This window comes from Acinetobacter sp. 778_lipA (assembly GCF_058242985.1).
In genome coordinates this window covers 4,118,660-4,145,076 of record NZ_JBZAYT010000001.1, presented here as the reverse complement: position 1 = coordinate 4,145,076, position 26,417 = coordinate 4,118,660, and the positions used below count along the sequence as shown (strand labels likewise).

Here is a 26,417-nt window from a genome sequence, read left to right as displayed (position 1 = left end):
ATTCAATTTGATATGTAATAAAATTACCCATAGGAAAGAATTATGGAATAGGCTAAAAGAAGATGGTCACAATTGTAAGATTCGAAAATTATTTTTCCTCCTTTTCCTCCTTTTCCTCCTTTTCCTCCTTTTCCTCCTTTAACTTGATATTCGTAATTCCAATTTTTCTTAGAGCATTCAATAACGTTGATTCACCCTCTGACAAGCCAGCAGATTTTGAATGTCTAAAAACAAATAATTGAGTAACCAAATTGGAGCCTAGGAGAGTTGTCGTATAAGAGCCCTCTGACAAAGGCAGGCTCTCCATGAGCCCAGAAATATACTGCTCAAATTGTTCTACGGTTCTTGACCTAAATATTAGACCAGCATGCCCACGCTCCTTGAGAACACTTTCCCCATCTACAGTTGAAACGTAAGTCGCTGGTTGTATATCGAAAAGATAAACTGGAGGGCAATTTACAAGAGATAATCGGATGACCAATGCTCCACGAAGTGCTGTTTTATTTGAGTTTGCATAACACCAATTTTTATAAGTTTGTTTTTCTCCATCTGTAATATCTTTATTATTTAATGTTTCTGAATTAACGAAAAAAGCCATGAGAGTGGGTTTATCGCTGTAATCAAACTCTTCCTCAAAAGTATAATAGTGGACTGCATTGACAATACTGGGATTTAACGAGCGTGCCTTTAAACATGCATTCCATAGGCCCATGATTCTTCCATGATATGGAGCTTCAAACTCTGTATCTCCATTAGTGGTCGGGTTAATTTGGACATTTAGAACTTCCTTAGAGCTATCAGGTTCTCCTGTACCAACTGTATTGGTTTCTTTAGTATTTTTCTTTCTCTGTGGTTGGGTGATGGTTCTTTCATACTTTGTTTTACTTTTTTCCCCGATAGGGCCTGAACCTAACCATGTAAATTCATGACCTAAAATAACCGATTGTAATAATGGTTTGCGCCCTCCTTGATCTTCAGATACGTTAATCTGACCAGGACCTAGTTGCAACTGAGGAGGATTAGGTGAGTTGACATCTACAGGTTTCTTAATGCGGTGAATTACCTTTGGAACACGTCTGATAAGTGTTTGATCAGGTAGTTCTATTCCAAGAATTGTCAAGGCTAAAAAAGCATTGGTGTCAGGAATACAAAAACCTGAAACCCTAATTTTTCTCGTTTCCTTATGCCACGGCATTACTTTAGGGTATATATGGTTTCTTTGGATAAAATCATCATGTTTTGCAATACTGCTAAATAAGATTCTTACGGCATCTTGGGTATATTCGCTATATTTATAGTAGGCAATAAATACATGATCATCTGATGTGAGACTATCACCTATAAGGATAGTCCATGTATTTTCTTCTTCTGGATGAGGGGTGTAGAGCCTTTCATGTCTTTCGACCTCATCATATGTTGTTAGAATTCTAGGAAGTTCTGTAGAGAGGCCATATCCTCTCACCAGAAACTCAAAACAAGGTACGAGAAGCTCCTTATATTCCTGATCCTTTAAAGAGAAAGAAATACAATTTTCACGTTGGCTTGGGTTAATATAAAACTTATTCCTGTCTGAGAAGAAATGATCTATTTTTCCTGTCTTTTCATCTCGCTTATATGCTTGAACAAAGGTATGTTTAAAATTTGTATGATCAATATCAAATTCCCGTATTTCCAAAGGAAGATAGTCAACTAATCGTTCATGGTGCCAAACTGTTCCAATAGGCCAAGACATCAAATCTGTTATATTTGCATCAATAAAAATAAAATTATCTGTGGGTGTGTAATCTTCCAGAAGTTCCCTAAAAGCCACATGAACTTTAGGTTGAGCATTTCTACGATCAGCTTTTGCTAACGCCCCATACCACCAAACCATTAAGAACTTTTCAGCATTGGATTCAAGGACTTTGAATGCGGGTGATTTTTTATCTGAAGAGTTATCAGTATTTTCTTCATTAGAATGATTGTTCATGATCAACCTCTCTATTGGTAATATTATCGAATAATCAATTCTTCTTATAAGTTCAGTTCGGCTGTAGGGATATATTGCCCATCTACCCAATCGTAAAGCTGGATATCGCAAATACCATTCAAGCGATGTCCCAAGACCATTGCAAAAACTGAGGGTGCTTTAATAAAGAGGTGTAATTTAGATAACTTATTTTCGGATTTAAATGAAACTAAAGCAGATTTTGCCTCTCTCACAGCAAGATTTAGAGTCTCCATATTATCAATGGCATGAGAGCTTTCTAAATTCAATCTAGGCAAGCTCTTTACTTCATTAATCGTAGAGTCAATGTCTTTACCTATAGCTGTAGGAAATCCGATAGCGACTATGGCTTCAGTTTCACCCTGTGGTTCAACAGCTTCGATTTTAGTAAAAAATTGTCCCTCTTTCTGTTTATGGTCATCAGTGCGATAAATGAGGCCATTATGTTCTATTTCGAGTAGGAAATTACGTGTGGCACTAAAAACATAGCCAAGCATACATGCAGTGGACATTCTTTGTTTGCCATCTATAAGGAGGGTTCTACGGTCACCACTGTTATGAATGAAATCCCCAATCGATACTGCTTTTTTGATTAGGCTGTTCCAGTCGCTGGAGGTTTTTTGAGCACGATCAGGACCATTGAAATCACTAATATCTAAGTTTAAGTCTTGATACTGACTGGATGATGCTGAAAGATTAATTTTAATAGGATCTAATAGCCACTGGCTTCTATCTTCTTCAAGAGCATGGCAAATAAAATTTTCAAAGTCTTTGCGATATATTGGACCAAAAGAAGAACGAGAAATCAGGTTTTTAAACTGATCTTTTAGTTGTTTGACCTGACTCCTGAGCAGTTCAATATTTATTGTGTCTTGAATTTCACTTAGAAATATAGACTCACTATTCTCAGAATTAAAAGTTATGAAACCAACATAATCAAGAGCAAATTCAGCTAAAGAGAAATCAATTTTTTTACCAACACACCAATCAAGGTATTCCGAGCGCCCATTCACTGAAACTGAAGAGTCGTCATCATAAGAAGATCCAACCCCTCTTAATCGGTCTATTTTTGAAATTAATGGTGAGATAGCGGTGTTATAACTTGGGCATACTAAATTAAACCAAATAAAGTTTTTTGGGTGGGTATCAAAAAGACTTTTAAAACGCCTTATTTCATCCCAAAATTCCGTAGCCGTTAAGGAGTGATTTTTTGCTTCATACATTACATGTAATGACTTTTCCGAAGAAAAATAACAAACTTCTATATCACTTAATGCTTCACTCACTATATGGCTAAATGCACTTTGTGAAAGCCATAGCGGTAAGCTCCTTAATACAAATGCATCCTGATATTCAAATCCTACTCGTGCAATCGCACCACCAGTTGATTGTTTTTCTAACAGACTCGCACTCATTATTATCTCTCTAAATCTAGGGTGGATCGGTAACAGGAACCATCTGGTAGGTAGGTGTGAGCACTGCCATCAAGATGATTGTTTTTTAAATGAAAAATCAGTAAGACTACAAAATTTGCACCCACTTTTGGATCGGACACCAATTCCCTCATGGTGTGATGGTCTTTACTGCTGGGTTGTACACTGAAGAGAGGATGGCTATGCCATTCACCTAAATAGTTAAATTTTTGATAATTATTGTTTGTTGATTTATGAAAAAGACGGATTGCTTTAATAGCATCCGTAATTCCACGTACAAAGGATGCTATCGTTCCACTCTTTTGAATAGTTAATGAGTTAACTCTAAAATGGTTTGTACCAATATGCTCACCCATTAAAACACCGCCACATTCGTGGGTTCCAGACTTCAATAGGGCTTTTACCAGTAAAACTTGTATGTCAGTAGGAATGGATATTTTCAGCATCAGTATTAACCTTTCATCGGTTCAGGCTCTTCAATAGAATTGCCATTTTCCCTTTCAAATATTTCTTTATCCGTAGGAGATTCTGCTACTAAAGCACCCGAACAGTCGATAGGACGAGTATCAAAAGGACATTGAAACATCCAATATCTACGGAACCCTATTAAATATGCTGAATATGGATAAGAGGATTGCTCATCAATTGTACATAAAGTATCTAATGTGAACTGCGTCATAGATGCTGCAAGAGCTGTTACATCTGCATCTGATGCTATATATGTTTGGTTTTGTGTTTGAAAGCCGTAATTATTAACTTTGCCCTCTGGAATTGGTTCCAACGTTTGTAAGACACCATAAATATGATTGCGAAGTTCTAAGGGGGAGGCATCTAACGTTGGACGACTACGGGCCATCATTGCTCCACCACCGCCACCAAAAATTTCACCCCATACCATGGGAATGTGTTTTCTTTTAGCAATTGCAGCTAATGTTAAGAACGTATGGGTATTTGCTGTCGCATCAACAATCAGATTACATGTGGCAATGGCATTAGCGATATTGGAATTTAAATGAGGATTTTCCTGTCCACCAATTTGCATTTCATACGTTTCAACTTGTATGTCTAATGCTGTTCGTTTTAATGCTCTTTCAACAGCATAGGTTTTAGCAAAGCCAACATCTAACCAGTTGAGTTCATTACGGACAAGATTGTGGGGGAGCAGAATATCATCATCAATAAGTAGAAAGTTTTTACAACCCGACCGTGCCAGTGAAATTGCAATTTTACTTCCTAACGATCCAAGACCTACTATTGCTACCCTTATATCATTGAGATGGCTAAATTGTGCTGGCAATCTTTGGCTCTGATCATCATGTAGATTAATAGCAGGATAACTTACGAAAAGTGGTGCTGTATTATTAACCAAGAATAGTTCCAAGTTACCCTTTATGTCATATAACAATATAGGCTGTATGGAACTTGTGAATTCCTCCTGAGCAGGCCATAAATTGCCTAAAAAGGATTCTAATGAAACTCGGTCATTTACGGATTCCTTTAATTGAGGAACAGAATCAATTCGTATTGCCCATCCAGACAATTCAAATCTTTCATTAGAAAATGATGGTACGATGTCAGGTAGAGGTTTGTTCTGAATATTTGTTGGAACAATAACGGTTTTGTCTCGAAAGCTTGAGATGGCAATCTTAAAGTCCATTTTCTCGGAATCACTACCCAAGAGTATGTGACGTAACATAGGTGTTTCAATGAACCTTTCTGAAACACTTCTTAATTTTTGACCTATTGTTTCAGAATGCCTAGATGGTACAGGTTCTACATTCATCTCCAATACAGTCATTGCATCTGTTAATAAAAGAAGCTGGGCACTTCTAACTAGATCCACTCCACTGATATTGGTATTCCAATTATCTGGGCCATATTCTAGACACAGCACTCCTGAACCACCATACTGGTGCAAGATACTCCATCTTTCACCAGATTTTTGTGGGCGTATATATGCTGGTAGCTCTGGGAAAAGCTCTGGATATACTAAAACACCATTAAAATCTATAGTTCCTATCTTTAGAGAGAAGTTCAAATGCAGTTCATTTGTGTCTGTTGAGTTCCATTCCTGAATCTTAAAACTATTTTTCTCTTTCTCAAGATCAGTCAATAACTGCCGTTCTTGAGCTAGGCGTTCTAATGGTGTTTTTAGCAGTTCCATTACGCAAAGCCTCCTGGTTTATTTGGATAAACAGGGGTTGATGGAAATGTTAATCCCGCACCTAGAGCAGAACGGATTAAAGAGCTGGCCATATCAGCAGAGTTTGCACTTTTGTGTGAAGCCGAACGTGGAAAACGATTACCCAGAACCTGCCGCCATAGGGCTAATGCTTTATCATCATCTGTTTCATTTAAGGCGTTTCGTGCAATAGCAGCTTGTTCTTCTACCTTTTCAAAAAAAGTTTTGAACTCATCTGCTGTAACCGCAGAAAAAACATTATTGCCTGCAACACCAGGATCTTCTAAATGTGGAATTATGCCTAGTGACGCATAAATCCCATAAGAATCCCTGATCGTTTCTAAAAGATAAACAAACAACTTTTCATAGTTGGATTCGTAGTAATTCATATGCTTGGCAACCAGGCATTCTAAAATGAATCCTTTTGGTCTTTTTAAATCAGACAAGTTCTCACGACGCCACCATTTAAATAGCTTCACAAGAGGCTTAAATCGACCATTTGCATTTTTATTCACCTCAACAGTCCACTCGGTATGAGCTGGAGGGTTGGTAACTAGCCATTCTTCAAGATGAATGTCTGGAATCAGATAGCCGCCATATCCATCTGAAATGATAGGGACAACATCCATATCAACTTTTTTCAACTTAACATTTACTGAACGACGGTTAACGGTAAGATCGGTATATCCAATATCCTTTAATGCCGTATGTACTGCATCAAGGACAATTTGAGGGTCATCATTAATTGTGTGATTTGTAAGGGCAATAATATCTACATCTGGCCTTTGTGTGATTCCGCCTATGGTAGTCGGACGTACTGCCGTATTTCTTTTATAAGAACCTGATAAGAATGTATGCACATGTACTTTGCTGAATTCATTATGCACTTTTAAAGCATCACGAAGCGTATTATGTGCGCTTGAACAATCATTAACCGTTGTTGTAGAGGGTTCAATATCGGAAAGTAGGTCAAGAAACTGCTGTTGAGTTGTCATAATTCTCTCTGAGCCCATGTACTAAAATGGGGCATAAAATTAAGTGCGATCAGAAAAATTAAGTAACCTACTACTGTGAACTTTGTTGCATAGCAGTAGGTTATTTAACCTTGTTTACGATATTGAGTTTGAGTTATCAGGATCATCCGATTTTTTATTACGGATAGTATCCTTTTCTTCTTTCAATGGCCGAGTTCTGGGAAATTTAAAATATCCAGTTGGATGGACAATAATTTTTCCAGATTTATGGCGATAAGATTTACAAAACACGAAGTCTTGATTTTCGGTAGGCATTGTTAGCCCTCCTATTTTGGCGGCTCGTTTTTCAGGGCGCATACCAAAATAAGCGGGTAAATCTTGAGATTTACGGGCCTAAATGTTAGAATGGGGTTCTGACAGCCAGATCTAACATGAGGTATGCGTAGGGCTTAGAGCCATATGCCTTTCCTGTGTGAAAATCTATCAAGCCGACTCTACCCAATAGAGTCGGCTTTTTAATTTATGAAACCATCTCAATAGTCTCCATTGAATCTAGGTCAAAATAATATAGTTTTTTAAAGTCATCTTCATATAAGTCAAATAATTGAGATAACTCACTAATGACAGATGTTGATGTTTTTTTTGCATCTATTGCGTAGTCAAAGAGCATGGAAGCTACTCTATATGTCGGTTCTCGATCCAATTCATTTGGTTCAACTTTACGATAACCACGCATAGCCATCTGCCGCCATAAATTGGCACTTTGACTTGAAGTTATAGTTCCTAACTCTGACGCCCTATAGATTAAGGCCGCCATTGAGGTTTTCCATTCCTTTTTAAGTCTTAGATAATGAGCTAAATTGGTTGAACCTAATTGATCAATAATTTTTTCTTCTGGCATTAAGAATTCGGCAGCAAAGTCATTTGCTTCTTTTTCCATGAATTCAGATGGCTCTTCATGGAGGACCAAATGCCCAAGTTCATGTGCTAATGTGAAGCGTATTCTGTCATTTGGCTGGTTTGCATTTAGAAATACGCATGGAGACACGCCATGCATTTTTAAGGATACGCCATCAACATTGTTATCTTTAAAGTCGCATAAAAAGACTAAAACCCCTGCATCTTCCACAGTGGCAGTTAGGTTTTCAAGAGGTTCATTTCCTAGCACCCACAATGATCTAAGCTTTTTAGCCGCTTCTTGAGGGGTGTTTACATCTATGCCAATTTTAAAAGTTGGTAAGGAGTTTTTTCTTTTTGGTACATTTGTGAGCAATTCTAATGTTTGTACATGGCCCATTTTTAACATCATTTCAGCATTCATACGGCTCAATGCTTTAGCTGTGGTAGAGCTTTTTTTTCTGTATGCATGCAAACTAATCGGCAGTGCATTTAGCTTTTCAATATGTTCAAAAAATCGTATAGGGAAATGTAGGGCATTAGATAGATTTTGGATAACTTCATCGGAAGGTTTTAAGTCCCCACTTTCAATTTTAGATAATGAAGCCTGAGTAATAGACTGTCCCATTCCAGCAATTAGTTCAGTTTGACTAAGGCCACGAAAGTTTCGTGCAATACTAAGCATATCAGGATTGAAATGAGTCATATTCACCTCCAAGATCATTGACTTACAGATCAAGTTAAATGAATAATAACTGAACAGTAAAGAGTATGCAAATTTTTCTACAAATTATTCCTAAAATGTTTCTATTTTTAATAACCACTATATATAGTGGTAGTTCTTTGAATTTTGATACCATATATTGTATTTTATTGTTTTGCAATCTTAAGAAGATAAATTGAAATGGCTCTACTTGATTTAGTGGTTTTGAGAGTTATACGATTAGACAATTAAATTTGTAGTACGGTTGGTTTGAGAAAGGGGAATATCCTGTTCTAACTATCTTTATTCATATTTCTTAGTAAAGTATCATACTTAAGAGATTGAAAAATATAATATTCAGTTGAAAACGATATCGATTGTTATCTTAGGTATCTAACATATCCCATTCGTCACCTAATACCCAACGTAGAGCTGACAATTTACCGTTAATCATACCCCATTCAAAGTCATTCCAAGGGCCAACATCTTCATATGTCTCTTTAACTTGTTTGGCAGATTTGATTGCACCTTCAAGAATATCTTCGTGAATAAAATGATTACCATAGTGTTTCGTACCTTTAGGAACAATTTCTATCTCACCTTCATTTATTTTCCAGATTAGATTTTGATGACGGTTATACCAAATTTTATCCACTAGCTCGTCTAATACATCGAGAATTTCTCTTAAACCCCGAGTTTCTTCTGTAAAGTCATATTCAAACTCTATTTCAGCTAAGTAATTATTATCAATCTGGTTGATTGCGGATGCTAAGTTGTTAAAATAACAAGTATTACCATTGAAAATATTTTCAAAATCAGTATGAGGCTTTCGATGGTCTTTGGCAGAAAAGTCGTTATGATTATGTGTTATGAAAAAACAACTATCTGCCGTATTGACACCTAATGAAAATTCATAAAATTGCTCAATAATTACAGCATCAGCTACTGAGTTTTTACTGATATGGAATGGAGCTTTTTTATCTAAGCCTCGTTGAATGGCTGCAATCTTTGAGCGCTCGCTAATACTTATTTTTTCCGCTGATTCAATTAGTCTCTCAACTCTGTTAATGGTTGCATAGTTAGCATCAGTCAAAAGAGGAAGTCTTGCATTTATATCGTTTAGTACTTCAATGGTTTGAGCTTTATTTTTTTTTGCAAACTCACTTACAACTGCTTTGACTTGTTTAAATTCTTGAGATAATCGTTTTGCTGTTTTGTTTGCGACCTCTTCTTTGTTTCTTTCATATTCTTGAGCTACTAAGTCAATTACGACTAACTTTGCTACTTTAGTACGAACAAGTTCTTCCAATGCAGAAACTAGTGGTAATTCTTGTTTCTTAGTAGAAATATCTAAAAAAACACACGTATCAAGAAATATATAAAACATACTGCCTCATTGATTATTAAAAAGTTAAATTTATTGACCCTCATTAATGTGCTTATAGGTAATTCTATAAATACATCTAAAGTAACATTTTCTATAGAGGCAATATATATTGATTTATTTTGCGTTCTAAGCGTTCAATTTCTATCTTGCACTTTTGGTAATAAGAATCGTTAGGGATATTACTCTTAGCGATATTTAATGATATGGTTGCGTGCTCTATATCTCCATCTGCTAAATAAGCATATATTTTTTGTAACTCACATAGGTGCATAGATTTCCCGAGTTTATGAGCTAAATCTAAGCACGTTATAGATTCTTTGGTTTTATTTTTAATTCTGGCTAATATTTTACCTTTAGTAAATTGGAGTTCTGAGTGATTAGGATCAATGTTAGTAGCTTTATTGATTTTTTCTAATGCTGGTAGAAAATCTTTATATATAAATAGAGTGTTTGAATACTTCTCTAATAACCAAATATTTGTTGGATCCTCATCTATCGCTAATTCATAGTATGAAATTGCTTGTTCTTTATTACCCTCATTAAAGAATTTTCTAGCTGCCCGTGCAAACCTACTTAAATAAGCTTTTTGATCATTATCTGATATTTCTACTTCAATATGTTTTAAAAACTCTATATATCTTTTTTGGATTGTTTCTAGATCTTTTTGAAGAGGATGTGTTTGATCATTAAAATTTACAGTTCTATCTTTACAAAATTTCATAAAATCATTGTTGAAAGTAATCTGAAGTTGGCCATCAATACTACTAAGTTGACAAATCCCTTTACTACCTTCTAATGTGCTCTGAGCTAAAGAAAAAGTTAAATTAGCTTTATCAGAAGCTAATTGCATAAAATATTGATCATGATCAGGACCAAAATAGGTTAAGAGAAGTAAAAAGTGCTTTTCTTTTTCATTAAATCTTTCCCAAACATCAGAAAACAAGAACATCCCTAAGTCTTTTTCCTGTAATCTTTTCACTTTATCTAATGCGCTATTAAGTGAGCTTTGTAGTTCATTTGCAAATTGAATGAAAACATTCAAAATCAATGGTTTATTATTGAGTTCTCGAGTGATTTTTTTTAAAGTAGGTATGCCAGCCTTTTTTATTGCATCAATATTTAATATATCTCCTCTTTTTTGAATATATTCTACACCTTCTTCATCGGACCATTTAGTTGTTTCAATTGGTCTTGCTTCAAGTCTTTCTGTACGACGAGAAGTAAGAATTACTCTTCCAGCATAACGGGAAAGTAAGTGTATTTGTTTACCTAGATTAATAATATCATCATCATTTTCAGCCATAGTTTCTGTATTATCTAAAATAATGAGATGCTCATTTTTTTTAATCTTCTCTTTTTCAAGTAAGCCTTTTAATTTTTGAATAATAGTTTCTGCATCTTTTTGATACCAACTATTGTCAAGTTTGACTTCTAATAGTTGTGCTATATGTAAAGCGACATCTGCAACGCCTAGATTGTTGTTCGTGAGTGATTCTAAACCATGTATTCCCCAACGAGTCTTTTTTGCTGTGTAAAAAGTAATAACACTGGGTTTCCATTCGACCTCAATAGAACCTTCAAGGACACGATGCATAAATTCTAAAATGAGAGTTGTCTTTCCAATGCCACCATCACCATATACAAGACATCGTTTTGAGTCTTCTGGATCATTAAACCAGTCAATAAGCTCAGTGATTTCTTTTTTTCGTCCTGTAAAGTCAGCTACTGATATAGCTCTCTCTGGTAAAAAAATTAGCGGATTCCAATCATTATATTCATATACCTCATAAGTTTTTTTTGTAGAAATATTAAAAATTTTATTTGGTACTTCATAAGATTGATCGGTAGCGTTTGTTAAGGATGTTTGAACTTTAGCAGTAACATGAATCATCCCATTATTAGTTTTTTTGATTTTTCTGTAACACGTAGGATTTCCATCAAATAATCTTAATGTTTGAATAGGAGTAGAGATATTAAAATTTTTAGGAAAAAATAAAAAATCGTCGCCTTTACTTTCTGGTAGATAAACTTTTAATTTTTCTAAAATATATTCAATAATATCGATATCTAAAAATAAATTAGTTGATGAAATACCATGACCAAAGATACTTTCATTTCGATCTTCAACATATGTATGTAAGATATTTCTTAAAGATATTTCTTTGATTTGTAGCCATTCTACTAATGCAGGTTCGTTTGAAATATCTTTATCTTCAAAGTAGAATCTAGCTAAAGAGCTGTTTTTCAATTTTGCTATCTGTGTTAGAGAGTTACTTATAAAATCAACGCATGTTCCATCGGCCGGTTGAGATAGCTCAATAAAACTAATATCAATTTTTGACATGTTTTCAGAACTTTCTTTAGCTAAAATATTTATATATTCTGCATTTGAAATACAAATATGTTGAATAAGCATTCTAAAAATACTCAGACTTACTTCAGCAATATTTTTTTGTGTTTTTAATTTACGTGCTGCTTTAATATTATTTAAAAAGATATTATACATTGCAAGATCCAAATATATAGTTAGTACTTTGATATTGTTTTAAATTATATTAAATTATTTTTTATATTCAATGATTTATTTCAAATAAAGATTACTGTAAAGATAAAACCTGTAATTTATCGCATAGTTGTTTGGAATGTCGCATAGTTGTTTGTAAATGACAACCGCCACCGACAAGAGCGATTGCAGACGCGGTATGGTGCGGGGCGCGAAATGGGCGCTGTCCAAAATGGTGTTTAGTCTTGGCAATTGAATAAATGCTGGCAACTTCAAGATTTTCTTGTGGATTTAAGGCTGGCAAAATACTCGGTAAGCGAGAAGCTAACAGGGTTTTACCTGTACCTGGTGGGCCTTTAAATAAAAGAGAGTGTCCACCTGCTGCTGAAATTTCTAAAGCGCGCCGCGGGCGTAATTGTCCTTTGACATCTGCCAAATCAAATTTGTAGGCATTGTTTTGCTGTACTTTTTGCCGAACAGTTACATCAATTTTTTGTAGGTTTAAGAAATGCTCACAGACTTGTTTTAAGTGCTGTGCAGCAAACACCTGAAACTCAGGCAGTTGCGCTGCTTCTGCGGCATTTTCCTGTGGCAACATCAATTGATGCTTGGCCATTTGACATGCCATCGCAATGGTTAATGTTCCTGTGCTGGGCCTTAAGTGCCCATCCAGTGCCAACTCACCAATAAACTCAAAATGATCTGTGACATTTTCGGGAAGTTGCCCTGTGGCAATCAAGATACCAAGTGCAATGGGCAGATCTAAACGAGAGCGATCTTTGGGCAGATCCGCAGGTGCGAGATTGATGGTTAAGCGTTTGCTTGGGAATTGATAACCACTGTTAATGATGGCAGATCGAACGCGATCTTTACTTTCACGAACTGCAGCTTCAGCTAAGCCAACAATTGTTAAAGAAGGAAGCCCTGCACTAACATGGACCTCAACTTCAATTAAAGGTGCATGTAGCCCGAGCAAGCCTCGGGTATAAATTTTTGCTAAAGACATTGTTGTTTTCCACTTGTGCTTTATTTTTAATCATTATTATATTTTTTGCACCAATAATGTGCAAATTTAGTTTACTTTTTATCCTGAATCAGTATCTCAAGTGCTTTGACCTGTTCTTGTAAATCGGTCAAGCGTAAATTGGCATTATTTAGTGCAGTCTTTTGGCGTTCAATTTCGTCTTTTGAAACGATATCCATTTTAGAAATGGCTTCATTAAGTAAGGCGCGTAAATTATGTTCTATGTCTTTTTTAGGCTGATCGACCTGTTCTAAAATTGCTTGTAATAATGTTTCAATCATGAGGAATCCAAATGAGTAATGTTCTTTGCCTAGTGTAACATCGCGTATTCATTTTATTTAAGTAATTTTTTATCCGATGCTTAAAGCATGATGTCTCCTATAATTTAGCAGTGAAATCTAAAAAAACACGCAATATTATGTGTTTTTTAAAGTTGCAACTTCACCTAAGTATATACAATAGGTTATAAAGGCAATGCATGTTGATTGAATTAATCACCCCAACCATTAATAAGATTGGCATGAAAATTGAACATAAAACCTTACTGGTGAAATAAGCCGAAGGAAAACAATATGAAGCTCGTAACTGCAATTGTAAAACCGTTTAAATTAGATGACGTGCGTGAAGCACTGTCTGATATAGGCGTTCAAGGGATTACCGTAACTGAAGTTAAAGGTTTTGGTCGTCAAAAGGGGCATACTGAACTTTATCGTGGCGCTGAGTATGTTGTTGATTTTCTGCCTAAAGTGAAAATCGAAATCGCAATCAGTGATGACATGGTAGATTCAGTGATTGAATCTATTACACGCGTTGCTAGCACTGGAAAAATTGGTGATGGAAAAATTTTCGTGACTAATTTAGAGCAAGTAATTCGTATTCGTACAGGTGAAACAGGTCCAGACGCTGTTTAATTTGGCACGAAGATTGCTGGTTATGTATATCAATACATAACTCACAAAATTAGGTTGGGGGATACGAATGAAAAAAATGCTATTAGCGCTCAGCCTGTCTGGCGCACTTCTTGGCGGATCAGTTGCGTGGGCAGAAGAAAACGTAGCTGAGCCTGCATCTACAGCTGTTGCAACGGCAAGTGATGTGACTGCAACAGTCGACGATACATCGGCAACCGTTGCGCCTGAAACGGTGACTGCCGCAGCTGCTCCAGCAGAGGCAGAAAAACCAACTTTAAATACAGGTGATACAGCGTGGATTCTTGTATCTACAGCACTTGTATTACTGATGACAATTCCCGGTTTAGCATTATTCTACGGCGGTATGGTTCGTAAGAAAAATGTGCTTGCCACCATGGCGCAAAGCTTTACTGCCGCAGCAGTGGTCAGCATCGTATGGGTGGTCATTGGTTATTCACTTGCATTTGGTTCTGGTAACGCTTTTATTGGTGGTTTCGATAAAATCATGTTATCTGGAATTACAACAGATGCGCTGAGTGGCACAATTCCAGAAATTCTTTTCGTTATTTTCCAAATGACTTTTGCGATTATTACCGTTGCCATTATCAGTGGTTCTGTGGCTGATCGTATGAAATTCAGTGCTTGGATCACATTCATTACGATTTGGGTCATTATTGTTTATGCACCGATTGCACACTGGGTATGGGGTGGTGGCTGGTTAATGAATGATGGCGCGCTTGATTTTGCTGGTGGTACTGTTGTTCATATTAACTCGGGTGTTGCTGGTCTAGTTGCTGCGTATTTACTGGGTAAACGTATGGGCTTAGGCAAAGAATCTATGGCACCACATAACTTAACTTTAACTGTATTGGGTGCAAGCTTGGTATGGGTCGGTTGGTTTGGTTTCAATGGTGGTTCTGCTTTAGGTGCAAATGGTTCAGCAGCGTATGCTTTGGTCACAACTCAAATCGCAGCCGCAGCGGCAGCAATTGCTTGGTTAGTGGTTGAAAAAATTGTTCGTGGTAAAGGTTCAGTATTGGGTGCAGCATCTGGTGCAGTTGCTGGTCTGGTTGTGATTACGCCAGCAGCAGGTTTTGTGACGGTAAGTGGTGCGTTGATCATGGGCTTAATCGGTGGTGTGGTGTGCTTCTGGGGGATCTCTGGTCTTAAACGTATCCTTAAAGCAGATGACTCATTGGATGCATTTGGTTTACATGGTGTAGGCGGTATTGTTGGTGCGATTTTAACAGCTGTATTTGCCAGCTCATTCATTATGGGCGACAAAGCACCGACAGATGTTATGCATCAATTATGGGTACAAGTTGAAGGTGTGTTAGCAACAATCGCATACTCAGCAGTTGTGACCTTTATCCTACTTAAAATTATCGATGTGGTGATTGGGATCCGTGTTGAATCTGATGATGAGCGTATGGGGCTTGATTTAAGCCAACATGGCGAACGTATCGAATAATCAATCTAATTAGAATAATAACTATATATAGTATAAAACAGTCCGTAAGGGCTGTTTTTTTTCCATATCTTGCGAAAGGCTCAACAAAATCAGGTTTTTTTGCTACACTAGATGAAATCATGAATTTTGTTCAATAAAACCACTATGCATTGTCCATTTTGCAACGCTGCAGATAGTAAAGTAATCGACTCTCGTTTGGCCGCTGAAGGTAGCCAGATTCGTCGACGTCGTGAATGTATCAGTTGTGGCGAACGTTTTACGACATTTGAGAGTTATGAAGTGGTCATGCCACGCGTGACCAAGTCAGATGGTAAAAATGAACCGTTTGACGAAGCAAAATTACGACGTTCTTTAATGCACGCTTTACAAAAAAGACCCGTGACTCAAGAACAGATTGAAACCGTCATTAGTGATATTCAATTGCAAATTCGCCGCCTCGGTGAACGTGATGTACGTTCACGCACCATTGGTGAAATTGTCATGAAATCGTTGTTTGCATTGGATCATGTGGCTTATGTGCGTTTTGCGTCGGTGTATCAAGATTTCCAAGATATTGATGCGTTTCGTCATCAAATTGAACAAATGCAAGATCGTGGGCAAGACCACTAATTTTATTTTTGAACGTTATTGATTAGGAATTTTATGTCTGAGTTTGATTCAAATTCTAAACCCGAAGATTATGTCAACATAGATCAGGTTTGGATGCAGAAAGCAATTGAGCTCGCGAAGCTTGGACAATATTCCACACGACCAAACCCGAACGTCGGTTGTGTCATTGTAAAAGATGGGCAATGGGTGGGAGAGGGTTTTCATCCTAGAGCTGGTCAGCCACACGCCGAAGTTTTTGCCATGCGTCAAGCAGGCGAGTCTGCCAAGGGCGCAACCGCGTATGTCACTTTGGAACCTTGTGCGCATTATGGCCGTACACCACCTTGTGCTAAAGGCTTGGTTGAAGCGGGTGTCAGCAAAGTTGTTATTGCATGTGCTGATCCAAATCCTTTGGTGGCGGGAAAAGGCGTGGATATTTTACGCCAGGCAGGGATTGAGGTTGAAACAGGGGTTTGTGAGCAACAAGCGGCTCAACTCAATCAAGGCTTTTTAAAAGCAATGGCAACGGGTGTGCCTTATGTGCGGTTAAAGGTTGCGTCAAGTTTAGATGGCCGTACAGCAATGGCGTCTGGTGAGTCTAAATGGATCACTGGGGCTGAATCACGTCAAGATGTTCAGCATTGGCGGGCTATTTCAGGTGCAGTGATTACCGGGATCGATACCATTTTGGCAGATGACCCTCAATTAAATGTGCGTTCATTGGGTGATATTGATATTGCAACGATTGTCCAGCCTAAGCGGGTAATTTTAGACCGACAAGGACGTTTGCCACTCAATGCTCAAATTCTTAGCGCGCCTGAAACAGTGATGGTCATGGGACCATTTCGTCAAGAACTTGCCAAGCTGGGCGTGGTACAATTAGAAGTACAATCTTTAAAAGATTTGCTTACGACTTTAAAAGATTTCCAAATTTACGATGTGTTGGTTGAAGCAGGTGCGACATTATCCACTGCATTTTTGCAGGAAAAACTGGTGGATGAATTAATCAGTTATGTTGCGCCAACCTTTTTAGGACAATCAGCACGTGCCATGTTCAATGCCGAATTTGAAACGATGGCACAACAATTACGTTTTAAGTTACAAGATGTTCATCAGTTTGGTGATGACATTCGCTTAAGACTTATCCCTTCACAAGAGTCAGTATGAATCCAGAGTCAACATCATCGGTTTACCATAAACGTCGTCATGCTGCGCGTACAACAGATGAATATCTTTTTCATCAGTTGGTTCCCTATCTGGGAAACAAACGTCGTTTGTTGCATCTGATTCTTGAAGCGCTTGAAATCACAGGTACTTTGAATCCTAAGGGTAAACGCGCCCCGATTTTTGCCGATTTTTTTGCAGGCAGTGGGGTGGTTTCACGTTTAGCACGTCAAAATGGCTATCGGGTGATTGCCAATGATTGGGAACCGTATAGCCATGCATTAAATCATGCCATTTTGGCATGCACAGATGCACCTGCATTTAAAGAATTGGGTGGGTATCAAAAAGCCATCGATTATTTAAACCGCTTGCCTGAAGTGAAAGGATGGGTTACGCATAACCTTTGTCCGCGGAATGATGAAATTTATGACCCTGCACGAGACCGTTTGTTTTTTAAACGCCGTAATGGGATGCGTATAGATGCAATTCGTCAGCAAATTGCCACTTGGCAAGCACAGGGTGCAATTGACGATGTAGAAATGAGTGCCTTATTGGCACCTTTGCTCTATTCAGCAAGTTTTGTCAGTAATACCAGCGGTGTATTTAAAAGCTTCCATCATGGTTGGGGCGGTAAAACCCAAACTGCGTTGGAACGGATTGAGTCTTTATTATGGCTTACACCGAGCCGCTTTAGTGAAGTCGGGCAGAATAAGCAGAAAACCCCAATGGCAGAGGTGTGGTGTGTAGATGCACAGCACTTGGCAAATCAAATGAGTGGTTTTGAAGTTGATGTGGCTTATCTAGATCCACCGTATAACCAACATGCCTATAGTAGTAATTATCATGTACTCAACTCGTTAACACTGTGGGATCAAGTTGATTTACCGACACCAGATACCAAAGGTTTTAAAAGTGGGATTGACCGTGCGTGGCGTAAAGAACGTCCAAGTCCTTATAATTCTTCTAAGCATGCACAAGAAGCTTATGAGAATTTGTTGGAAACTATTAATGCGCGTTATATTCTCACCAGTTACTCAACCGATGGAAATATTGAGGCCAAAGACTTATTGGCGGCCAATCTGAAACGTGGCAAAGTCACCTTATTGACTCAGGATGTGCCTCGTTATCGTGTCAGTAAACAGCGTCAGTCTGAACGCGCACGTGTGCTTGAGTTTATTGTAATCACCGATACCCATGCTAAGTCTGGACCACCATTGCGTCAGCTGTTGGGTCAACTCTATCATTTTGCAGAATTGGGTGGTGTGGATACCTCAGGTGTAAGTACGCAACTGGCCTTATGGTAAGAATGCACCTTTGCCTTTAAAATATGGGCAAATGCAAAATAAACACGATTGAACTTCATCAGTTCCTCTCACTGCAGCAGTAGGTAGAATTATGTTCACAGGTATCATTGAAAGTTTGGGTAAAGTCGAAAGTTTACAAAATGTAGGCGGTGATGTGCGCTTACGTATTCAGACAGACTTGGATATGTCTGATGTACATTTGGGCGACTCTATTGCAACCAATGGCATCTGTTTAACTGTGATCGACTGGGGTGAAAACTGGTACGCTGCTGATGTGTCCCGTGAAAGCTTAAATCGTTCGACTTTAGCAAGTTGGAAAGCGGGGCAGGCGGTCAATGTAGAAAAAGCAATGTTGCCAACAACACGCTTCGGTGGACATATCGTCAGTGGACATGTCGATGCTGTGGGTGAAATCACCGTAGTGCGTTCAGATGCTCGCTCACTGTATTTCGAAGTCACTGCACCTGTTGAAATTGCTAAATATTTGGCTGAAAAAGGTTCTGTGACTGTAGATGGAATTAGCCTCACCATCAATCATTTACGTGGAAATATCTTAAGTTTAAATTTAATTCCACATACTGCTGAACGGACCAATATTGGAACGTGGAAAGTGGGCTCTCAAGTGAATTTAGAAGTCGATGTATTGGCACGTTATATAGAAAGATTGTTACTTGGTGATAAAGCTGCTGAGCCAAAAGCAGAGTCTAAACTCAGTATGGAATTTCTGGCAGCCAATGGTTTTTTAAAATAAATAAAAACCAAAACCGATTAAAAAAAGCCTAATTTATTTAGGCCTTTTAATATATACATGATTAAATTAGGCTAATATATCGTGAATTCTTCTGTAAGAGAGTTGAGTATTGCTTGAATTTTTATTGCATTTAGAACAATTATTGCCCACTTTTTTAGAAAATTACGGGCTGTGGATTTATGCCATTTTGTTTCTAATCATTTTTGCAGAAACTGGCTCAGTCTTTATGTTTTTTCTCCCAGGCGATAGTTTATTGATCGCTGTCGGTGCTTTATGTTCTACCGCTGAATCTGTGCATTTGCACTATATGGGTGTGTTGCTGATTATTGCTTCAATTTTGGGGTATATGGTGAACTATTATACGGGACGTGCGCTGGGTTTTAAGTTTTTCCACGCGCATTCACGTTGGTTTAAGCCTGAATATATTAAAAAGACCAACCATTATTTTGAAAAGCATGGCGGGAAAACCATTCTTGTTGCCCGTTTTGTGCCTTTTGTTCGTTCTTTTGCTCCTTTTGCAGCGGGTGCAGGGCATATGAAAATGCCTGTATTCATGTTGTATAACATTTTAGGCGGATGGATTTGGATTGCGCTGTTACTTGGTGCGGGTTATGGCGCGGGTAATTTATTATCCTTACTGCTCGATTCATTTTAATCAGATTCAAACCGTCATAAACTGCCCCGATGAATAAGCCGAATGCTGATCCTCAACATTCGGCTTATTCATATTGAGAATAGAATAAAAACGCGAATGGTTTTATTTAAGAAATCAGCTGTATTTATTAAAATAATCTGCTGCTGTTTTTACGCACTGACACAAAAAAATATCCAGAAAGTGCAAACAGAAAAAGCTTTCAAATCGCCAAAGTGCTAACATTTTGCAAGTTTTAAAATCTTAATGCTGGTGAGCAAAAATGTTAATACAACGTGGTGGGTTAAAAGTTGTGGCTGGGCTTGGAATTTCAGGCGTTTCAGCCGTAAATTTTCTTCATGAAAATGGCTACCGTGTTGCAGTCACAGATTCTCGTGAAGTTCCACCAGGACATGAGCAAATTCCAGCAGCAGTTCAAACCAGCTTTGGTCAACTCGATCAAGATTTACTTTTGCAAGCTGAAGAAATTGTCATTAGCCCGGGGTTAGATCCTCAGTTGCCAGCAATTCAAGCTGCGATTGCAAAAGGTATTCCAGTCATCAGTGAAATTCAAATTCTCCGCCGTGCTACAGATAAACCGATTGTGGCGATTACTGGCTCAAATGCAAAAAGTACCGTGACCACTTTGATTGGTTTAATGGCACAAGACGCAGGGGTTAAAGTTGCGGTAGGGGGTAACTTGGGTCGTCCTGCTTTGGATTTAACCCATGATGACCCAGATGTTTATATCCTTGAACTTTCCAGCTTTCAATTGGAAGCAACCTCAAGTTTAAATGCAGAAGTGGCTGTGGTCTTGAACATGAGTGAAGATCACTTGGACCGTCATGGGAATATGGCAGGTTACCATGCGGCAAAACATCGTATTTTCCAAGGTGTGAAAAAAGTCGTATATAACCGCGATGATTCATTGACGCGTCCATTGGTGCCAGATGTCACACCGATGCAAAGCTTTGGGCTCAATGCACCTGATTTAAAACAATACGGTATCCTAAGAGAAGATAACGGTACGATTTGGTTAGCGCGAGGTCGTGAACGTCTACTTAAAAGCTCAGAGATGTATATCCAAGGCACGCACAATGTTGCCAATGCTTTGGCATGTTTAGCTTTGGGTGAAGCGATTGGTTTACCGATGGACACGATGCTTGAAACCTTAAAAACCTTTAAAGGTTTAGAGCACCGTTGCGAATTCGTTAAAGAAGTGAATGGCGTTCGTTATTATAATGATTCTAAAGGTACCAATATCGGTGCAACTTTGGCGGCATTGGACGGCTTAGGTGCTGCAATTGAAGCCCAAGGTGGTCAGGTTGCAATTATTTTGGGTGGTCAGGGCAAAGGGCAGGACTTTACTGCACTACGTGAGTCTCTACAAAAATATGCCAAAGTTGCGGTACTGATGGGTGAAGATCGCTCAATCATTGAAAATGCCATTGCAGGGACAACAACGCTGCTACATGCAGCATCTTTGCAACAAGCTGTAGAACTTTGTCAACAACATACGCATGCGCAAGATGTAGTGCTATTATCACCTGCATGTGCAAGCTTTGATATGTTTACAGGCTATCCTGAGCGTGGTCATCGCTTTGTTGAATATGTAAATGCTCTAAACTAAAAAGAATCATAAGGAAATAAAGTATGGCTGGGTTAGCTCAGACGACTATAAGTAAGATTCACCAAGTGTATGATCGCTGGATGCCAAAATTGCCAGCAGAGATTACACCGCGTAATGTACTGATATTTTGCGTCATTTCATTGTTGTGTATTGGCACGGTGATGGTGGCTTCGGCTTCAATGCCTTATGCCGAACGGATGCATGAAAACGAATTTCACTATGTGATTCGTCATGCAATTTCGATCGTGGTGGCTTTTGTTGCGGCGGCAATTACCTATCGAGTTTCACTCAACCTATGGTTTAAAAATACCTTTCCATTGTGGTTGATCACCATTGCTTTATTACTCGCCGTCTTGGTGGTGGGTACAGAGGTCAATGGTTCAACACGTTGGATTCGTGTAGGTGGATTTACCTTGCAGGCAACCGAAGTCGCCAAGGTGATGATGGCCATATTTACCGCAGACTATGTGGTTCGTCGTGCTGAAGAAGTCCGTAATAATATTAAGGGCTTGGTACGTTTAGGTGTGGTGATGTTGCTGACGGTCGGACTGATTATTGCAGAGCCAGACTTAGGGGCAACAGTGGTGATTGCTGTTTCGATGCTGGGTGTGTTCTTCTTGGCTGGTGCACCCATGATCCAGTTCGGCTTTGCATTTGGTGCGATTCTGGTGGCATTTGTATCCTTAATCGTGTTTGAACCATATCGTTATGAACGCTTAATGTCATTCTCAAACCCTTGGGCTGATCCGTTGGGCTCAGGTTATCAATTGTCGAATGCCTTGATGGCCTTTGGTCGTGGTGAATGGTTTGGGGTGGGCTTAGGACATAGTATTCAAAAAATGTCTTATTTGCCTGAAGCACACACTGACTTTATGTTGGCAATTTTAGGTGAAGAATTCGGTTTCTTTGGTATTTCGACCGTTTTGCTACTCTCGTTTGTGATGTTGATTTGCTGTATTCGTATCGGTCAGCGTGCGCTCAATCATCAATATTTGCGCGCAGGTTACTTGGCTTACGGGATCAGTATTATTTTCTTATTACAGATCTTGGTGAATGCGGGTATGAATATGGGCATGTTGCCGACCAAAGGGCTAACGCTTCCATTTATTAGTTATGGTGGTTCATCTTTAATTATGTGTGCGGTGATGATCAGTTTAATTCTCAAAATTGATGCAACCACCAAGGATGCCAATCCAGCGCGAGAAGAGTCTAGTTTTTAATTTTTTATTGAACTTAAATAGACAAGCCATTTGATCACAAATGGCTTTTTTTATGGGTGATTTAGTTTGGATTTTGCGTATTGCAATATTTTAATGCCGATTGGGTGGTTTTAAATTTTACCCAATCCCAAGTTTGATAACCGGACTCACTCAGTCCTAATACATCTATCGCTGTTGGGGAATAATAAAACGAAGTTTCCAATACATCATTGGCATAAATCTTGATCTGATGTTTTCCAGAGGTATTTGCAAGTTTAAGTTTGATTGGGGTTTTGTGATCGACCTTGATGATTGCAGAGCGATCGACTTGAACTGAATAAGTTGGTAATGGTTTACCCCATTGTTCACGTGGTGCGCCACTCATTTCATCAACAACAGCAGTTTTAGAAATCGGGGAAATACATAAAATTGCCATTTGTGCATAGACCTGTGTAAGGCCTGTGATCATGAGAAAACTCAGCGTTATTAGATTTTTTAAAAGGTTCATCTCAATCCTGAATGATGTTGGTATTCTTATGTTGGTATTGTTGCTTAATCAGGGATTACTGATAAATGGATTGTAGCGTTGTCCCTTGAGGAATGCGAGAGATATCCCATTGAGCGACAGCTTGAGCCAACATGAGATTTGGCTGATCTAGGTCTACTGGAGCTTGTCCAAGTGCTATAATCGCTTGTAACAGCAATTCAGGTGCATGTTTGAGATCAAGCGCTTGCGCAAGGTTTTGTTTAGAGAGTTTTTGCCCCAAATGATTCATGGCGAGGGGTAAGTGCATATATTTAAGAGCGGGATAACCCAAAAGCTGTCCTAGCCAAATTTGACGTTCAGTATTATCCAATAAATCCGCACCACGCACGACATGGCTGATTTCTTGTAAATAATCATCGACAACGACTGCCAGTTGATAATTGATAATGCCATCACGACGCTTTAGTACAAAGTCACCCAAATCGCGTTGTAAGTTCGCGCAATGTTGTCCTTGTAAGCGGTCATTGAAACAAATGTTTTGATCAGAAACTTTTACACGAATGGCTTGGTCTTGAAAGTCGAGCTGTTTGTCTCGGCAGGTGCCAGCATAGATATGATTTGAGCCTAATATTTTACGGGTACATTCACAGGCATAAACGAAATGTTTTTGTTTGAGTTGTTCGATTACAGATTGATAAATGTCTAAGCGATGTTGTTGATAAATGATTTCAGCATCGGATTGGAAGCCAAAAGCATCTAGGCACTTTAAAATATGCTGTTCACTATCTGGGTAAATACGTGGAATATCCGTATCTTCGATGCGGACGATCCATTGCCCATGATGCGCTTTAGCGTCGCAATAACTCGCGACAGCGGTCACTAAGGAGCCAAAATGTAATGGCCCTGTGGGGGAGGGTGCAAACCGACCTTTGTAGGCAGTACTCTTCCTCCCTCCCTTTGGAAAAGAGAGGGTTGGGGAGGAATTTGACACAGTATTAACCGTTATTTTGCTTCTCTTTGATCTCTGCAAGGGTTTTACAGTCGATACATAAAGTTGCAGTTGGTCGTGCTTCTAAACGGCGTAAACCAATTTCGATACCGCAAGTTTCACAGAAACCATAGTCATCATTTTTAATCGCTTCAATAGATTGCTCTATTTTACGAATAAGTTTACGTTCACGGTCACGGGTACGTAATTCAATGGCAAACTCTTCTTCTTGCGTCGCACGGTCATTTACATCAGGTAAAGAAGAAGATTCATCTTGCATTGTATTTAGGGTGCGATCCACTTCCGACATCAATTCTGCTTTCCATGCCAGCAAAATTTTACGAAAATGTTCGAGTTGCCCCTCAGACATGTATTCTTCATTTTTCTTTGGCTGATAAGGCTCGATACCGAATAGACTTGCTGTAGTACCGTTTTCATTGGTCTTCGGCTTGGTTTTACGCACTCGCTTTACAGACTTGTCATCTGCAATTGCTGTTTGTTCTTCCAAGACTTGATTTTGGTTGTCATTCGCCATAAAGGGCATTCCTCATCATATACGTATTATCTATACGCAAAAAATATGGTGATATGCAAGTATTTTTATCACTACCAACAGAATGAATCTATCGGGGGCGTCATCATATAGATTTTTTTACCAAGATGAAAGTCACCTAACCCTGAATTCGACTTTCTGCATATCTCGTTGGACGAATAACTTAATAGAAAAAAACCAAAATGAAAAGCTAGTAACCTGAAATTTCTTCATTAATTGTAACTTTGAAGTGATCCAAGCGGTGTACAGAGGTCTCAAATTCACCATTGGCTTTTAAATGTAAGCAACGGTAACCAGGCGCAATCGGATCAAATGAAAACTCTTGGCTGAGTGGTTTAAATTGTACACACGTCGCAGGGGTAGAAATAAACTGTATTCCATTCCATACATTATAGGATTCTTGATGGACATGACCATGTAACACGGCTTTGATGTTATCAAAGGGTTCGAGTACGGCTTTTAATTCATCGGCATTTTTGAGCTTATGTTGATCGAGCCATTTGGAATGCATATCAAAAGGATTGTGATGACAGGCGATAAGGATAAATTTGTCACGCAATTGTTCCAATAGCCGTTTTAGATGGACCAATTGTTCCGTTTGAATGTTTCCATCAGTACGTCCACCCACAGCACTATTCAGCAAAATGATACGCCATTGATCTAACTCAATTACTGCTGGAATAGGTTCTGGCGAATGGAACGGGAACAAGTTGATATTGTCGTGATTTCCCGGAATTTGATAAAAATCGACACCAAAACGCTGCATATATTCTAAATAGCGCGCATAAGTTTCTGGAAATGCAGCTTGAGCCAAATCACCAGTATGTAAAATCAGATCGATATTTTTATAGCGTTGCTGAATATCATCCATGACGGCATGAAAGCTTTCTTCAGGATTAATCCCGACAAACTCTGCATCAGGTTTATCCATCAGGTGTGTATCTGTGATTTGGATAATCACTCTATCTTTATCTGTTTGCGGCAATATCTCTGATTGCATGCCTTTCCCCTAGACATCTTCAAATGCATGCAAGTGCTGTTGTAGCCATTGCAAAGCCATAATCACAGGTGCATTTTTTAAACGATTACTTTTTAATAATAGACTCAAATCTGAATAATCAATGATATGAAGTTGGATATTTTCACCTTCATCTGGCATACCAAACACACCACCTTCAGCAGGTAATGCGGCTTGCGCAACATAGAGATGAAAGATTTCATCACATGCCCCAGCAGATGGATAGAAGCTAAACAGGTGTTTGATTTGGTTTAATTCACATCCAGATTCTTCGATGCTTTCCCGTCGAATGCAACTTTCTGGAGATTCATCTCCATCAAGTACGCCTGCAATGATTTCGAGTTGCCAAGGTGAAATTTCATCATCAATTGCCCCCACACGAAACTGTTCAATCAATGCAAATTTTTGTTGTTGATCATTATAAATCAGTACACCAGCAGCTTCTTTACGGCGAATTAATTCACGTTGAATGGCTGAGGTATATTCAGTTTGATTAAATAATCGGTGTCGCAAGCTCACTTTTTCGACTTGAACAAAACCTTTAAAGGCATATTCACGAGATTGTATTTCTACATCATTATGGGTGTAGGTTGCTTGCTGAATGATGTTCATGTGCACAGTTAGGATGAAAC

Annotated in this window: 24 protein-coding genes and 1 pseudogene; 9 read left to right on the top strand and 16 right to left on the bottom strand. The window is 38.5% G+C overall.

The window, feature by feature from the left end:
- Positions 1-88: 88 nt before the first annotated feature.
- From AC4CUY_RS19640 to AC4CUY_RS19590, 11 genes and pseudogenes are all read right to left on the bottom strand, one after another.
- Positions 89-1,969 carry a hypothetical protein gene (locus tag AC4CUY_RS19640; RefSeq protein WP_016659713.1) on the bottom strand — a complete coding sequence of 627 codons (1,881 nt, stop codon included), beginning with the start codon at positions 1,967-1,969 and terminating at the stop codon, positions 89-91.
- Positions 1,970-2,013: 44 nt separating this feature from the next.
- On the bottom strand, positions 2,014-3,402 hold the full coding sequence (cap4, locus tag AC4CUY_RS19635) for a CD-NTase-associated endodeoxyribonuclease Cap4 (RefSeq protein WP_001276481.1): 1,389 nt from the start codon (positions 3,400-3,402) through the stop codon (positions 2,014-2,016).
- A gap of 2 nt (positions 3,403-3,404) precedes the next feature.
- Positions 3,405-3,866 carry a Mov34/MPN/PAD-1 family protein gene (locus AC4CUY_RS19630; RefSeq protein WP_000913090.1) on the bottom strand — a complete coding sequence of 154 codons (462 nt, stop codon included), beginning with the start codon at positions 3,864-3,866 and terminating at the stop codon, positions 3,405-3,407.
- A gap of 5 nt (positions 3,867-3,871) precedes the next feature.
- Positions 3,872-5,584, bottom strand: coding sequence for a ThiF family adenylyltransferase (locus tag AC4CUY_RS19625; RefSeq protein WP_000421732.1), 1,713 nt, complete (start codon positions 5,582-5,584; stop codon positions 3,872-3,874).
- Positions 5,584-6,597, bottom strand: coding sequence for an SMODS domain-containing nucleotidyltransferase (locus AC4CUY_RS19620; protein ID WP_000211630.1), 1,014 nt, complete (start codon positions 6,595-6,597; stop codon positions 5,584-5,586). The genes AC4CUY_RS19625 and AC4CUY_RS19620 overlap by 1 nt, the downstream gene beginning before the upstream one ends.
- Positions 6,598-6,711: 114 nt before the next feature.
- On the bottom strand, positions 6,712-6,891 hold the full coding sequence (locus AC4CUY_RS19615) for a hypothetical protein (RefSeq protein ID WP_001141891.1): 180 nt from the start codon (positions 6,889-6,891) through the stop codon (positions 6,712-6,714).
- Positions 6,892-7,096: 205 nt separating this feature from the next.
- Positions 7,097-8,179, bottom strand: coding sequence for a helix-turn-helix domain-containing protein (locus AC4CUY_RS19610; protein ID WP_000148671.1), 1,083 nt, complete (start codon positions 8,177-8,179; stop codon positions 7,097-7,099).
- 382 nt (positions 8,180-8,561) lie between these two features.
- Positions 8,562-9,563, bottom strand: coding sequence for a PIN domain-containing protein (locus AC4CUY_RS19605; protein ID WP_000499370.1), 1,002 nt, complete (start codon positions 9,561-9,563; stop codon positions 8,562-8,564).
- A gap of 91 nt (positions 9,564-9,654) precedes the next feature.
- Positions 9,655-12,069, bottom strand: coding sequence for a tetratricopeptide repeat protein (locus AC4CUY_RS19600; protein ID WP_000282330.1), 2,415 nt, complete (start codon positions 12,067-12,069; stop codon positions 9,655-9,657).
- A 157-nt stretch (positions 12,070-12,226) separates the two neighbouring features.
- Positions 12,227-13,072 (bottom strand): annotated as a pseudogene (locus AC4CUY_RS19595) (YifB family Mg chelatase-like AAA ATPase); the annotation flags it as partial.
- A gap of 71 nt (positions 13,073-13,143) precedes the next feature.
- Positions 13,144-13,371, bottom strand: a complete 228-nt coding sequence (locus AC4CUY_RS19590; RefSeq protein ID WP_056517583.1) for an accessory factor UbiK family protein — start codon at positions 13,369-13,371, stop codon at positions 13,144-13,146.
- Positions 13,372-13,662: 291 nt separating this feature from the next.
- On the opposite strand from AC4CUY_RS19590, the gene glnK reads away from it, so the two are divergent.
- The 9 genes from glnK to ftsW all read left to right on the top strand — a co-directional run bounded on the left by glnK (position 13,663) and on the right by ftsW (position 22,760).
- The gene (gene glnK / locus AC4CUY_RS19585; protein ID WP_004725283.1) at positions 13,663-14,001 is read left to right on the top strand and encodes a P-II family nitrogen regulator; all 339 of its coding nucleotides are present in this window, start codon (positions 13,663-13,665) and stop codon (positions 13,999-14,001) included.
- A 67-nt stretch (positions 14,002-14,068) separates the two neighbouring features.
- Positions 14,069-15,472 carry an ammonium transporter gene (locus tag AC4CUY_RS19580; protein ID WP_419306207.1) on the top strand — a complete coding sequence of 468 codons (1,404 nt, stop codon included), beginning with the start codon at positions 14,069-14,071 and terminating at the stop codon, positions 15,470-15,472.
- A 144-nt stretch (positions 15,473-15,616) separates the two neighbouring features.
- The gene (gene nrdR / locus AC4CUY_RS19575) at positions 15,617-16,081 is read left to right on the top strand and encodes a transcriptional regulator NrdR (protein WP_004725286.1); all 465 of its coding nucleotides are present in this window, start codon (positions 15,617-15,619) and stop codon (positions 16,079-16,081) included.
- Positions 16,082-16,114: 33 nt separating this feature from the next.
- Complete coding sequence (ribD, locus tag AC4CUY_RS19570) at positions 16,115-17,227, top strand: bifunctional diaminohydroxyphosphoribosylaminopyrimidine deaminase/5-amino-6-(5-phosphoribosylamino)uracil reductase RibD (RefSeq protein WP_004725287.1); 1,113 nt, start codon at positions 16,115-16,117, stop codon at positions 17,225-17,227.
- Positions 17,224-18,528 (top strand): DNA adenine methylase, encoded by a 1,305-nt coding sequence (locus tag AC4CUY_RS19565; RefSeq protein ID WP_004725289.1) that lies wholly within the window; start codon positions 17,224-17,226, stop codon positions 18,526-18,528. Before ribD ends, AC4CUY_RS19565 begins: the two co-directional genes overlap by 4 nt.
- A gap of 91 nt (positions 18,529-18,619) precedes the next feature.
- Positions 18,620-19,279, top strand: a complete 660-nt coding sequence (locus tag AC4CUY_RS19560) for a riboflavin synthase (protein WP_004725291.1) — start codon at positions 18,620-18,622, stop codon at positions 19,277-19,279.
- A gap of 109 nt (positions 19,280-19,388) precedes the next feature.
- A complete protein-coding gene (locus AC4CUY_RS19555) occupies positions 19,389-19,934 on the top strand; it encodes a VTT domain-containing protein (protein ID WP_004725292.1) in 546 nt (181 codons plus the stop codon).
- Between the two features lie 259 nt (positions 19,935-20,193).
- Entirely contained in the window at positions 20,194-21,540 is a 1,347-nt protein-coding gene (gene murD, locus AC4CUY_RS19550) for a UDP-N-acetylmuramoyl-L-alanine--D-glutamate ligase (protein WP_419306209.1), read from the top strand.
- A 23-nt stretch (positions 21,541-21,563) separates the two neighbouring features.
- On the top strand, positions 21,564-22,760 hold the full coding sequence (gene ftsW, locus AC4CUY_RS19545) for a putative lipid II flippase FtsW (protein WP_004725295.1): 1,197 nt from the start codon (positions 21,564-21,566) through the stop codon (positions 22,758-22,760).
- Positions 22,761-22,821: 61 nt separating this feature from the next.
- Here the strand turns inward: ftsW and AC4CUY_RS19540 are convergent, their stop codons facing one another.
- The 5 genes from AC4CUY_RS19540 to AC4CUY_RS19520 all read right to left on the bottom strand — a co-directional run bounded on the left by AC4CUY_RS19540 (position 22,822) and on the right by AC4CUY_RS19520 (position 26,397).
- Positions 22,822-23,208: a hypothetical protein gene (locus AC4CUY_RS19540; RefSeq protein ID WP_419302607.1), complete on the bottom strand. Its 387-nt coding sequence runs from the start codon at positions 23,206-23,208 to the stop codon at positions 22,822-22,824.
- A 94-nt stretch (positions 23,209-23,302) separates the two neighbouring features.
- Positions 23,303-24,217 carry a tRNA glutamyl-Q(34) synthetase GluQRS gene (gluQRS, locus tag AC4CUY_RS19535; RefSeq protein ID WP_419306211.1) on the bottom strand — a complete coding sequence of 305 codons (915 nt, stop codon included), beginning with the start codon at positions 24,215-24,217 and terminating at the stop codon, positions 23,303-23,305.
- A gap of 4 nt (positions 24,218-24,221) precedes the next feature.
- The gene (gene dksA, locus AC4CUY_RS19530; RefSeq protein WP_004725300.1) at positions 24,222-24,749 is read right to left on the bottom strand and encodes an RNA polymerase-binding protein DksA; all 528 of its coding nucleotides are present in this window, start codon (positions 24,747-24,749) and stop codon (positions 24,222-24,224) included.
- Between the two features lie 208 nt (positions 24,750-24,957).
- On the bottom strand, positions 24,958-25,767 hold the full coding sequence (gene cpdA, locus AC4CUY_RS19525; protein WP_262782661.1) for a 3',5'-cyclic-AMP phosphodiesterase: 810 nt from the start codon (positions 25,765-25,767) through the stop codon (positions 24,958-24,960).
- Positions 25,768-25,776: 9 nt separating this feature from the next.
- Positions 25,777-26,397, bottom strand: coding sequence for an NUDIX domain-containing protein (locus tag AC4CUY_RS19520; protein ID WP_004816566.1), 621 nt, complete (start codon positions 26,395-26,397; stop codon positions 25,777-25,779).
- Between the last annotated feature and the right edge of the window lie 20 nt (positions 26,398-26,417).